Raw genomic sequence first — 12,736 nt, forward strand, 5'->3', positions numbered from 1 at the left:
GACATCTTTAAACCCTACATATTTTAAATGGGCGGTTGATATTTTTAAGATTACCTAGCATACTCCCAATGACGATATAATTTAAACTAATCACTACCAAATAAATCTCTTGTATATATTTTATCCTGTACATCAACAACCTCCTCGGTGATACGGTTGACAATAATAACATCCGCCTCAGCTTTAAAGGCTTCCAAATCGCGAATCACACGCGAACCGTAAAACAACTCTTCTTCTAAAACAGGTTCATAGACAATTACTTCAACTCCCTTTGCTTTGATACGCTTCATGACGCCCTGCACAGCGGAAGCTCGATAATTGTCAGACCCGGACTTCATAATCAGACGGTATACGCCGACCACCTTAGGCTTCTTGGCCAAAATAGAATCAGCTATAAAGTCCTTCCGTGTGCGATTTGCATCGACCACAGCCTGAATAATATTGTTGGGCACGGTATCGTAGTTTGCCAACAGCTGCTTGGTATCCTTGGGCAAACAATAACCACCATACCCAAAAGAAGGGTTGTTGTAATGATTACCAATACGAGGGTCGAGACCGACACCTTCGATAATCTGCCGGGTATTGAGACCATAAATCTGGGCATAGCTGTCGAGCTCGTTAAAATAAGCAACACGTAAAGCTAAGTAAGTGTTAGAAAATAGCTTGATAGCCTCCGCTTCGGTAGAGTTTGTGAAAAGGACAGGAATATTTTCCTTAACGGCGCCCTGCTGCAAAAGATTCGCAAACAATTCCGCTCGCTCGCTCTGCTCGCCAACGATAATGCGAGACGGATACAAATTATCGTACAAAGCTTTGCCTTCTCGCAAAAACTCTGGTGAAAACACGATATTATCCACACCTAGTCGCTCTCGCAATTGATGCGTGAAGCCTACAGGAACTGTAGACTTGATAATGATCACAGCGCAAGGCTGAATAGCCAACACATCCTCAACAACTTGCTCGACCGACCGGGTATTAAAATAATTAGTTTTGGGGTCGTAATCAGTTGGCGTAGCAACAACGACATAGTCTGCCCCAATAACAGCCTCCTGATAATCTAGCGTAGCGCGAAAATTTAGACTTTTATTTTGAAAAAAATCGGCTATCTCGACATCTTCAATAGGAGACAGCCCCTGATTGAGCATATCCACTCGGCTAGCGACAATATCAAGAGCCACGACTTCGTTGTGTTGTGCAAGAAGCACAGCATTTGACAAGCCAACATACCCCGTACCGACAACAGCTATTTTCATCATCATTAGCTACTCATAATATCTTGATAATACTTTCTACCTACTAAAAACGCAACAATGAGAAAACCAGCAATTAGCCCTCCTAACACAACAGCCTTAGCTTTGCCCAAGCGCTCTTGCTCTAAAGGTAAAATTGGCGAATCAACAACCTGTATGAGCGGAGCATCTTTTCTGAGTGTAACTTTTGCTAGCTCTAAATTTTTCACCAGCTCAGTGAGTATAGCCTGATTGGCCTGTACATCGACCTGTCGCTGTGCAGAGCCTACACGTAACACTTGGCGGGCAGGGTTGGCGTTGGGGTTAGCATCTGCAGAAGCCGCCACACCGCCAATAGCCCGATTGAGCTCGCGGCGAACAGAATCGGCCTGATGTTGCAGAATATTCAAATTTTCCTGCGACTTTTGCGTGCGCCCATCGACGTAAAAAGCAGACACCTTGCTGACCAAAGTCTCAGTAAAGACTTTAGCAAAAACTTCGTCAGGAGCCTTGACTTCAACTTCGATCAGGCTCAGCGTTTTATGGGGCTTCCGCACATTTAATATATTCTCCCGAATATTTTTAACCAACAAGCCCATCAAGGAGTCGTGCTGCAAGGTGAACTTGGCACGAGGTAAGTCAAAATTAACATCTGCTAAATCGCTACCGCTCCAAGCTTCACGAAGTTCATTCATGGCTATATAACGATCGACCAGCAGTTCTTTACCCTGCTCATCGACAAGGCTTAAAAGCGTCTCGGTGAGCATATGCCTAGACTTGTAAAGCTCTAATATATTATCGCCCTGAAACAGACCTCCCCCTGAAGTGCCAAGATTTACACCAGCCATAGCTGCCAATCCTCCTAAGTTACCTAAGCCACCTGATTTAGCATCTTCCAAAACGAAGTTAAGTTTAGCTATGTACGTAGGCTTAGAATTAATAGACATAAATAAACCTATGGCTCCGCCAAATAATCCCACAAGTAAAATAATGAGCCATTTGCCACATAAATACTTCACCCAAGCTTGCAGATTGAGAATAAGTTCTTTTAAGGAGATTTCCTCTTCTGGGATACTTGATTGTATAACTTCTTTATCTGCCATGGCTTATTTACGTAATAAAGAAACAATAATTGCTGCCAAAGAAGCTACCCCCGTGCCCATACCAATCCAGGCTTGTGGGCTCATTTTCTCGCGGTAAGGCTTTTGAGGCACATAAAGTTCGGCCCCAGGCTCGACCTTAGGGTAGCTTTTAATACCTAAAAACGACTTTGTGCTACGCGCCGAACCGTTGGCATAAACAATATAAGCCTTCTTACGCAAAGCCTCGGAAGAGAAGCCCCCCGCTTGGGAAATGTAATCTTTAAAAGAAAGCCCCTCACGGTAGACAGTGTTAACCGGCGAAAGCACCTCGCCATTGACACGCACCGTTTGCAACTGTTTGGGTATATACAACACGTCGCCATCCTCCAGGAAAATATTATCCCGAGAACCGTTATTCTCTAAAATAATGTCGAGACGAACCCCCACATAGTTATTTTTCTTACTTTGTGATAAGGTGCGTTGCGTAGCCGCATTATTTTGCACAGCCAAGCCCTGAACTTCGGCCAAGCGCTCCTGCTCTTCTTCCGCCAGTTTTTGAGCCTCAAATTTTTCGGACTCACTCAGGCTATCAGCAGCAGGAGTTGTGCCATTATTTGGATCGCCTCCCCGCTTTAAGGAAGCCCCCTTGGCGTAGGCAAAGGCATTTAAACCACCGGCACGTTCTATCAGGTCGCTGATACGTTCGTCTTTCGAACGAATGGTATACACGCCGGGATAAAGCACCTCGCCCTCGATACGCACATTTTTCTGCGTTTCGTAGCCTTCTTTAGCACGGACTACAACTAAGTCAAATGGCTGCAAACTTAAACGCTCGTTCAACCCGGCCAAATCTTCGTCAAAATCCAAATGATAGATTTCGGCAGTAGTAGCCGTAGGGTTCAGAACATCCCCATCGCGCACCCGGCGAGAAACCTCTATCCGCGAGCGCGAGGCTGCCTCTTTAAAGCCACCCGCAAGCATAATAAGCTCCTGTATTTGCGTGCCCTCTGCATATGGATATACACCAGGGAAACGTACTTCGCCCTCGATACGGACGGTCTGCTGGTCGCGCAGATCGAAAATAGACGCAATATGCACCACATCTTCCTTGCGGAGCAGAATGTCCTCCTGCGTACCCGCAAGAACCTCGGCCACATTAAAATTGATGCGCTCGGGCTCCATATTGTCTTTCTGCCTATCGATATAGCCCACCTTTAGGAAAGCATCTTCGCGCAAGCCATCGGCCTTTTTGATAAGCATAGACAAAGACAAGCCCGCCGTAAGCTCGTAAGTACCGGGCTTATAAACAGCGCCCAACATTTGCACACGGTTTTCGAAACGATCTAAAATAGCGCTCACGTGGTAGCTATCACCAGCCTGCAAAGTAAACTGCCCAAACTGAGATTCTAAAACATCTTCTACACGCTTTTCACGCTTGGTAAGTCGCTCGACAGCGACTCGAGCCGTATAGGCATTGTGGGTAAAACCACCTGCATAACGCACCAAGTCTTGAAAGGTATCGCCTTCTTTGGTGTCGAAAAACAAAGATCGGTTGACCTCCCCATCGATAGCTACCCGACGGGTAGCAGGCGAAACCTGTACAATATCTTGATCTTGCAACGTGATATTACCTTGCAAATTGCCGTTGAGCAAAAAATCGTAGACATCCAGCTCAGAAACCAGTTTATTGTTGCGAAATACTTTGACATTACGCAAGGAAGCTTTTTCTAAGGGTCCGCCCGCCGCATGAAGCGCATTGAAAACACTAGCTACCGACGGCAAGGTATAGGTGCCGGGTTGAACCAGCTCGCCCGTAAGTACAACCTGTATACTACGGATATCGCCTAAAGAAACGCCTACTTTCGTGCGCCCGGACGAAATACCGGAATAAACCGAAGAAAGCGATTGTTCGATGCGTGAAGTGACTTGCGCGATGTCTGTACCGGCAACAGCAAGCACCCCAACATAGGGAATGTTGATTTTACCATCGGGGCTGACCTCAAGCTGATAAGAAACCTCCGAATCGCCATAGATATCGATCAACAGTTGATCGCCGGCACCAATAACATAGGATTTGGGCGTAGCTATTTTTAAATTGGGGACAAACTGCGGGTTCGCATTGCGGAAAAGATCGTGCCCGTAAACCTGCGATTTGGGCAATAATTGCTGCAAAGAATCGACTTCATTCTTCGATAAAGTGTCTGTAGCAGCTGCAGAACGCCCTACTTTATTAGTGTTACTTTTAACCTTCTCTGGACTAGTAACTTCTAATCTGGAAAGTCGTTCTTTTAATTTGGCGACTTCGCTAGCGCGCATACCTCTTGCGGTAGCCATTTGCTCCAGTTGAGAGTCGGGCAAGCCCGAATCGCGCACCTGTTTCATAAACTGGCGCACCTGCACATCAGAGAGCTCATCGACACGCACCTTCGACAAATCTTCAGCCTGCTGCACCTGTGCCACACCTTGTGCCAACATGAGGCAACAAAGAAAAAATGTCGCTAAAAATATCTTCGGTAATTGTTTAATCATATATCTCTTTAAAAGCATAAAATTATCCTCTCTGGTATAAAGTGGCTACTGCGCAATGTTTTCAACAAAAAACCATAAAAGTGAGCAGTAAGGGGCAAATATCGGATTTTTATTTCATATACCTCGAAAAAAACGACGCAAAGCTAGCGCGCAATACGTTTTAAATATTCGCCATAACCCGACTTCTCTAAAGGCGCTGCCAAAAACAATAATTGCTCACTATCGATATACCCCATACGGTAGGCGACCTCTTCAATAGCACCAATTTTCATCCCCTGCCGTTCTTCGATGACCTGCACAAACTGCCCTGCCTGCATAAGCGATTGCACCGTGCCGGTATCGAGCCAAGCTGTGCCACGATCGAAAACACCGACCTTGAGCTTACCTTGCTTCAAATACGCGCTATTTACGTCCGTTATTTCTAGCTCGCCACGGGCAGAAGGCTTGATGCTCTTAGCGATATCAACGACAGCATTGTCGTAGAAATACAGCCCTGGAACAGCATAGTTGGACTTAGGCGCACTGGGTTTCTCTTCAATAGACAGCACCTGACGATGGGCATCAAACTCGACAACGCCATAGCGCTGAGGATCATGGACAGGGTAGGCAAAAACATAAGCCCCGTCCGGGTCTGCGCAGGATTGCAGAAGCTTGGACATACCCGAACCATAAAATATATTGTCGCCTAAGATAAGCGCTACTTTATCATCACCGATAAACTCTTCTGCCAGGATAAAAGCTTGCGCTAAGCCCTCGGGCCTAGGCTGCTCTTTATAAAAAAACTGACAGCCAAGCTGCGAACCATCGCCCAATAGCTTTTGAAAATGGGGCAGATCTTCAGGTGTCGATATAATGAGGATTTCATTAATACCCGCCAACAACAAGGTGGAAAGTGGATAGTAGATCATGGGCTTATCGTACACAGGCATCAGCTGTTTGCTGACAGCTAATGTCAAAGGATGCAGACGTGTACCAGACCCTCCGGCCAATATAATTCCTTTCATAAGATAAATTTAATCGAAAAAAAAACCTTAACTCAGTAAACTTGACTGAAACTCTTCATCAGCTATATTGCACACAACACAGGCTTGAAAAGATTTTAAATACCCATTTTCATGTCGATAGACACCATAAAAATGTACTTTTATAGCTCTTGCTGCAACCTCTTGTTTAGTGAAGCGCCCTAATTGTAAAGGTACAGACAAAGGAGCATACTTAACCAAATCGAACTGCCCAACAGTTTTTTTTGACAGAAAAAAACCATCTTTAAACTTCATTTCTTTTATCATTACCGAACGAACAGTAGGCTTGCTATCTGCTAGACTTATCAAAGCTATAATCTGCTGATTTGCCTGTGTACCTTGATCTTCTACAGAAAATTTAATATCTACAGAGAGACTCATGTTTTTTGTATAATGCATGCATTGCTGCCTATCGACATAATAAAATGTTAATAAGCATAAAAACAGTATAGCCAAAAAACCTGCCGCTAATAAAAAAAACATATTTATTTTATTCTTATATAAAAATGCATAAACTCATGCTTTAATTACAGTAAATAATCTAGCATTATAATCCCTAAAAAATGGACTACGAGACCTCATGCTTTGCCCAACATCCGCTCTAAGCTACTGCGCCAAGCCGGGACCAGCACTCCATAAACTGCCTTAATTTTGGTTTTATCCAATAACGAGTAAGCAGGGCGTTTGGCTACAGTAGGGTAATCGGCCGTACTGACCCCCTGAATAGCACAGGATAAACCAGCCAGATCGCGGATGGCGACTGCAAAATCATACCAGGAAGCCTGACCTGCATTGGAGTAGTGATAAACCCCAGACACCCAACGCTCCGGCAGCAAGATGCTAACAATAGCTAAAGCCAGGTCTTGGGCGTAAGTGGGCGAGCCCACCTGATCGTTGACCACAGAAAGCTCATCGCGAGATTTCATAAGTTTAATCATCGTTTTGACGAAATTGTTACCATATGAAGAATATACCCACGAAGTGCGGATAATGACGCTATCAGGAGCCCACTTTTGAATAGCCTGCTCGCCTTTGAGCTTGGTAAGGCCGTAAGTGTTTATTGGCATAGTAGGAGCATCTTCGCTTAAAGGTGTACTGGAAGCACCATCGAAAACATAATCGGTAGAGATAGCGATTAATTTAACACCGTGCAGCCTGCAATACTTCGCTATCTCTTCACTGCCTAGATGATTGACCCGATCGGCCAGATCGGGCTCGTTCTCCGCCTTATCCACAGCGGTATAGGCCGCCGTGTGGATAATAACATTGGGCTGATACATGCCCAGCACATCCTGTATAAGAGCCGTATGCTCCAAAGGAAGAGCCTTACGGTCCAGAAAAAAACAGTCAAAAGATGGATCATCCACGAGCAGCTCTTTAAGCTCAGAGCCTAATTGACCAGAAGCTCCTGTAATGAGGAGCTTCAACTTTTCATTGCCTGTAGGCATACTGCACATATATAAATGATGATATTTTACTAACGACTTACTTCCCGTTTTTCTCGGCCTCTTTGTCGGCCACAATTTTACGTAGGCCCGAACTGGAAAAACGATGGTCGCGGCTATTAAAATAAAGATCTATACCTTTCTCTTCGCAATAGGCGCGCCCGGTAAAGTCTTTATCTATGTATTCATCGCCCACGATTCGCACATCGAGCTTGAAAGAACGCAAGATATCTTCCAGGTCCTGCTCGGTAGAGTAAGGGACAATCTCGTCGACATACTTGCACCCCCTTAACTGTATATAACGCTCGACCACAGTCTGCGTAGGTTTATTCTTATTCGGGCGGTCCAAGGTGGGGTCCATTTGCAAACCACAGATGAGATAGTCGCACTGCCGCTTGGCCTCGGCTAACATCATGATATGACCGGCATGAAGCAGGTCGAAGGTGGAAAAAGTGATCCCGACGCGCGGACCGGGATTATAATCGTCTGTAGCTTTAACAATCTCTTCTTTTATCATTATTTTAAATTAATTATAATTATTATCCTCAACGCGTCAGCAGTGCTGAATACAATATACTGACCATAGGCTTTTTTATGAGGCTAATAAGCCTAACACAAACAAACTTAATGCCAACATTGAGCTCCTTACACCACCTGAGAAAGATGTAAAAGGATAAAAAAAGCCCAAAAGGTTAGTACCCACTTACAAAAGTAAAGAATTATACCTAAAATAACTGTGCATTAACAAAAATTAACCCTGCCCATCAGCCCTCGCAAGGACTTGCCAGCTTAAACGGTCGCCAAGTTCTAAATCTTGGGTAACAACCCGTCCGATAACTTCCGAGTAATATTGAGGATGCAGCCCAAAGCCAGGGCGCACCGAACGCACATGTGCCGATGTGAGCTTCTCGCCTTGACGTATGGGCTTTGCAATATATAACGAACGGGCAAAGTCGCGCCCTTGAACCTGCTTTGGAGTAGGTGTATAATCGACCCGCCCGATAGCTTGCTCAGCCGCACGCACCGCACGTACCATATCGGCAAATTCGCCCTCGTTCATAGAGAAGGAAGCGTCGGCACCACCTATGGAACGATCGAGTATAAAGTGTTTTTCGATGATTTTGGCACCAAAAGCAGTAGCCACTACAGGGACCACACTACCCATCGTGTGATCGGAAAGGCCTGCAATGACGCCGTAGCGCTCGGCAAAATCGCGCACCATAGATATATTTGCTTCTTCTATAGGGGCAGGATAAGACGATGTGCACTTTAGAAGCGCAATATCATGGTTGCCCATACGCCTACAGGCAGCAAGAGCAAGCTCGATATCTTGATGACCAGCTATACCGGTAGATAGAATAACAGGTTTACCTTTAGATGCAACAAGCTCGATAAGCGGAATATCGGTAATTTCGAACGAAGCAATTTTATAGGCTGGCACATCCAACGACTCCAATAGCGCGACAGCAGAAGCATCGAAAGGAGATGAAAAACAAAGTAACCCCTCTTCATGAGCAACTTCAAAAAGGCGCGCATGCCACTCCCAAGGCGTATAGGCTTCCTGATAAAGATCGTAAAGGTTTTTACCGTCCCAGACCGTGCCTTTGACCATAAAATCAGGCTTGCAGCTGTTCAAAGTTATGGTGTCAGCCGTATAGGTTTGCAGCTTAACACAGTCGGCACCGGCACGCTTAGCTGCACGAATAGTTTCAACAGCGGTGTCTAAGCTACCATTGTGGTTGGCCGAAAGTTCGGCTATAATAAATACAGGGCTATCCTTATGGATAGCATAATGTCCAATATGCATAAGTTGTTTTTTTAAAAATATGTCTTAATTCGTCCCTAAAAGCTCAAACTTATAGGAGGAAACAAGCTCTTCCCGGCTAAAGCCGAGCTTTTCGAAGATTCGCACCGATGCGGCATTGTCTTTTTTGACATAAGCCACCAGCGGGTATGCATCAAAAGAGGTGTCTTGCGCTAGGTATTCCAGCAAGAGAACCACCAGGCGCGTACCCAAGCCGCGCCCATGATAGTTTTCGTCGACGACATAACTGATCAGCCCCTCGCCATCCTTACGATCGACACGGATGGAGCCTAGAGCCGTACCCAGAATATTTTCAAGAATGAGGTATAAACAATCGCTACTATCGATTTTGTCGGGAAACCAGTTCATATGCTCTTCGTAGCTGATATCGTTGGGGTTGAAAGAGTAAAGTCGAGTTTTGGGGCTGATGACCCACCGGTAAGTAACATCAATATCGGTGATAACAGCCCGGCGAAAGGTAAACCTATCAACCTTGGCGTGGAGAAGCACGTCAACATAACGGCCAGCAAAGAAACAATGCTCTTCTAAACGGGCTTCCTGCTGAAAGCCACTTTCTTCTAAAGCCGGATAAAGACGCGGGCGAAGATCATAAGCATAGGTAAATATTTTATGAAGACCTAAACCCTCAAAAGCAAAGGGCTGTAACAACTGTAAAAATATAGACCAAAGGGACTCAAATTGCTCTTTTTCTAATGCAGTTTTCATAAGAAAAGAAACTTCTGCATGTTTATCGCGCCAGTTGATGTGTACCAAACCGCCATAGCCTATGCACTCGTTGCGACGAAGTAGCGAAAACAGCAGCTGAGCCGGCCGCTCCTGACGGAATGAAGGCGCAAGAACATCTTGATAATAACGGTTCTGCTGCTCTTCGCTAAGTGGCTCGACCTGACGCAGATGATACAGCTGCTCATTGCGCCACTTTCGTATCAGGTGCCTATCGCCGTAACGAATAGGCACCAGCTGATAATCGCCTATAAACTGTTTATTGACGCGCAAAGCTTTATATTGGTAAGGAAACTTCTTCATAGGTGTAATTACTTTACATAATACGACTCGATGAGCTGAATGACACGCTCCTGATCGCTATCGCTTAATGTAGGAAACAAAGGTAAGCTCAAACAGTTTTTATAATATGCTTCTGCCTGGGGCAAATCACCCTCGCGCCAGCCCTGAGCTTGATAGTAGGGCATAAGATGTACAGGAAAATAATGTACCTGAGCGAAAACATGATGCCTGCGTAAGTAATTGTACAGCCCTAAACGATCTTTCACTTCGAGAACGTAAAGATGGTAGGCGTGCCCACCTACATCGCCGGAAAGGTTATACACATAGTCTTTGCCAGTAAAGGCTGCCGTATATACCGCCGCAAGAGCACGCCTCCGAACCAGCCCTTGCGCCGCACACTGCAACTGGCTATTGCCCAAAGCGGCCTGTAAATCGGTAAGCCTATAATTAAAACCCAACTCTTGCATTTCCATATACCAGGCTGGATAGTCTTCGCCGCCACCAGCCAAAGCTACGCTGTTCAGAAAATCGTCGGCAGCACGGGTAATACCATGTGTGCGGAGCTTGGATAGTTGTTGATAAAGATGCGCATGACGCGTTGTTACCATCCCGCCTTCGCCCGAGGCAATATGCTTGACAGGGTGAAAAGAGAAAACAGTAAGATCGGCAAAACGACCATTACCGCAAAGCTGCTCGCGCCCCTGCTCGTCTATAAAATAAGCACCAGGAGCGTGACAAGAGTCGGATATGATCCACATATCGTAGGCATCAGCCAGTAGACGCAACTCTTGCAAATTGACTGCACGGCCGGCAAAATCAACAGAAATAATACCAGCATAGGTGCCCTTAGGCGAATCAGCCAGTAATTGCCGAATGGCGGCTATATCGATCAAATTGGTAGCGGGAGCTATATCTACAAAATGTACATCAGCGCCAGCGTAGCGCACAGCATTGGCCGTAGCCGAAAATGTGATGGTGGTAGTAATAACTTTCTGACCAGGCTGTAGCCCCAAAGCCAAAACAGAAAGATGTAAAGCAGCTGTACCATTGGCAACACTAAGTGCAAAAGGAGCATCAACATAGGCAGCGAAGTTATGTTCGAAACGCGCTATCTCGGGCCCTTGTGTTAAATAATCAGAACGTAGGCTCTTTACAACAGCCGCAATATCATCGTCGGTGATATGCTGCCGACCATAAGGAATAATTTTTTCGTTTACTTGTGTCATATTTTAAACTGTAAAAGTAGAGTCAACATGCTGTTTGATTAATCTGCGCAAGCTTTCGACAGTTTCCCACTCGGAGTTGTCTCTTGAGTTGTAGGCAAAACCATCACGTACTTTTGTACCCTCGAATGTTTCTAAAAACTCCTGTAGATTCCAACGGGGCTCGGCAGGAAGTATGGTGTAATATTGCCCCAGATCGTAAGTAAAAAAGGAGTCGGAGGGCGTAATCATTTCTTCGTGCACTTTCTCGCCAGGGCGTATGCCAACAACACGGATTTCACAGGCTGGACCTACGGCTTCCGCCACATCACCAATGCGATAAGAAGGAATTTTAGGTATAAAAATCTCGCCGCCCCAAGCATGCTTTAAAGCATGTATAACCATATCGACACCACCTTGCAACGAAATATTAAAACGAGTCATATTGACATCCGTAACAGGAAGCACTCCCTCCGAGCGTCTCTGTATGAAAAAAGGAATGACCGAACCGTTAGACCCCATAACATTGCCATAACGAACAACAGAAAAACGTATGGGATTTTCGCCTTTTATATTGTTAGCAGCGACGAAAAGTTTATCGGAAGCCAATTTCGTAGCACCATAGAGATTAATAGGCGCACAGGCCTTGTCGGTAGAAAGTGCAACAACGCGCTCGACCTGTGTGTCTAAACAGGCGTCGATAACATTTTGAGCACCGTGAATATTTGTTTTCACACATTCGTCGGGGTTATGCTCTGCAATAGGCACATGTTTCATAGCGGCAGCGTGCACAACATAATGCACTCCTTTAAAAGCACGTACAAGACGCTCCTTGTCCCGAACATCACCTATAAAAAAACGTATTTGCGGATAGAGATCAGCAGGGTATTCTTGAGCCATTTGGTATTGCTTCTGCTCATCACGCGAAAAAATAATGAGTCGCTTAATCTCGGGATAAGTAGCTAAAATATGCTTGGTAAGCGCTTTGCCCAGCGAGCCCGTGCCGCCGGTAATTAAGAGTGACTTGTTGTGTAATAGATGCATATAAAAAATTTAAATTCCAATACAGGAGTAAAGCACAAAAAAGACTGATACCGACCTGAAACAGATAAATACAGCTTATTGTATAAAAAATTGGGATTGGTAAGGAGAGCAGACTCTAGCAGCCTCGCTTTAATTGCCCCATGAAATGCGGAGTTTCGGGCTCCGGCAGGCAGAAAACATGTTTATTGTAAACTATCGTCGTCGTAAGAATACGCCTCAAGTTGGTAGGGATGCTATTTCGCCTCCGAAGACCATTCTTTTAGACCTTATTCACTACTTTTTTACGCGACAGCATCCGAGGTAGCTCCTAGTTGCTTTCTTTCCTTCGCGTCATCGCGAGCACAGGGCGACGA

The 12,736-nt window shown here is 45.4% G+C and carries 11 protein-coding genes; all 11 read right to left on the bottom strand.

Features of this window, described 5'->3' with window-relative positions; translation table 11 throughout:
• Positions 1 to 86: 86 nt before the first annotated feature.
• The 11 genes from ORI89_RS14195 to pseB all read right to left on the bottom strand — a co-directional run bounded on the left by ORI89_RS14195 (position 87) and on the right by pseB (position 12,383).
• Positions 87 to 1,259: a nucleotide sugar dehydrogenase gene (locus ORI89_RS14195; RefSeq protein WP_442800888.1), complete on the bottom strand. Its 1,173-nt coding sequence runs from the start codon at positions 1,257 to 1,259 to the stop codon at positions 87 to 89.
• Positions 1,259 to 2,332 carry a lipopolysaccharide biosynthesis protein gene (locus ORI89_RS14200; protein ID WP_268231160.1) on the bottom strand — a complete coding sequence of 358 codons (1,074 nt, stop codon included), beginning with the start codon at positions 2,330 to 2,332 and terminating at the stop codon, positions 1,259 to 1,261. The genes ORI89_RS14195 and ORI89_RS14200 overlap by 1 nt, the downstream gene beginning before the upstream one ends.
• Before the next feature lie 3 nt (positions 2,333 to 2,335).
• Positions 2,336 to 4,840 (bottom strand): SLBB domain-containing protein, encoded by a 2,505-nt coding sequence (locus ORI89_RS14205; protein WP_268231161.1) that lies wholly within the window; start codon positions 4,838 to 4,840, stop codon positions 2,336 to 2,338.
• 143 nt (positions 4,841 to 4,983) lie between these two features.
• Positions 4,984 to 5,844, bottom strand: coding sequence for a glucose-1-phosphate thymidylyltransferase RfbA (gene rfbA / locus ORI89_RS14210; RefSeq protein WP_268231162.1), 861 nt, complete (start codon positions 5,842 to 5,844; stop codon positions 4,984 to 4,986).
• A gap of 27 nt (positions 5,845 to 5,871) precedes the next feature.
• Positions 5,872 to 6,345 (bottom strand): hypothetical protein, encoded by a 474-nt coding sequence (locus ORI89_RS14215; RefSeq protein ID WP_268231163.1) that lies wholly within the window; start codon positions 6,343 to 6,345, stop codon positions 5,872 to 5,874.
• A gap of 95 nt (positions 6,346 to 6,440) precedes the next feature.
• Positions 6,441 to 7,319 (bottom strand): dTDP-4-dehydrorhamnose reductase, encoded by an 879-nt coding sequence (gene rfbD / locus ORI89_RS14220; RefSeq protein WP_268231164.1) that lies wholly within the window; start codon positions 7,317 to 7,319, stop codon positions 6,441 to 6,443.
• 28 nt (positions 7,320 to 7,347) lie between these two features.
• The gene (locus tag ORI89_RS14225) at positions 7,348 to 7,824 is read right to left on the bottom strand and encodes an adenylyltransferase/cytidyltransferase family protein (protein ID WP_268231165.1); all 477 of its coding nucleotides are present in this window, start codon (positions 7,822 to 7,824) and stop codon (positions 7,348 to 7,350) included.
• Between the two features lie 234 nt (positions 7,825 to 8,058).
• Complete coding sequence (gene pseI, locus ORI89_RS14230; protein ID WP_268231166.1) at positions 8,059 to 9,114, bottom strand: pseudaminic acid synthase; 1,056 nt, start codon at positions 9,112 to 9,114, stop codon at positions 8,059 to 8,061.
• Positions 9,115 to 9,138: 24 nt separating this feature from the next.
• Complete coding sequence (locus ORI89_RS14235) at positions 9,139 to 10,158, bottom strand: GNAT family N-acetyltransferase (RefSeq protein ID WP_268231167.1); 1,020 nt, start codon at positions 10,156 to 10,158, stop codon at positions 9,139 to 9,141.
• An 8-nt stretch (positions 10,159 to 10,166) separates the two neighbouring features.
• Positions 10,167 to 11,363 carry a UDP-4-amino-4,6-dideoxy-N-acetyl-beta-L-altrosamine transaminase gene (pseC, locus tag ORI89_RS14240; protein ID WP_268231168.1) on the bottom strand — a complete coding sequence of 399 codons (1,197 nt, stop codon included), beginning with the start codon at positions 11,361 to 11,363 and terminating at the stop codon, positions 10,167 to 10,169.
• 3 nt (positions 11,364 to 11,366) lie between these two features.
• Positions 11,367 to 12,383 (bottom strand): UDP-N-acetylglucosamine 4,6-dehydratase (inverting), encoded by a 1,017-nt coding sequence (pseB, locus tag ORI89_RS14245; protein ID WP_268231169.1) that lies wholly within the window; start codon positions 12,381 to 12,383, stop codon positions 11,367 to 11,369.
• Positions 12,384 to 12,736 lie beyond the last annotated feature (353 nt).

Source organism: Sphingobacterium sp. UT-1RO-CII-1, assembly GCF_026711005.1.
Classification (GTDB): domain Bacteria; phylum Bacteroidota; class Bacteroidia; order Sphingobacteriales; family Sphingobacteriaceae; genus Sphingobacterium.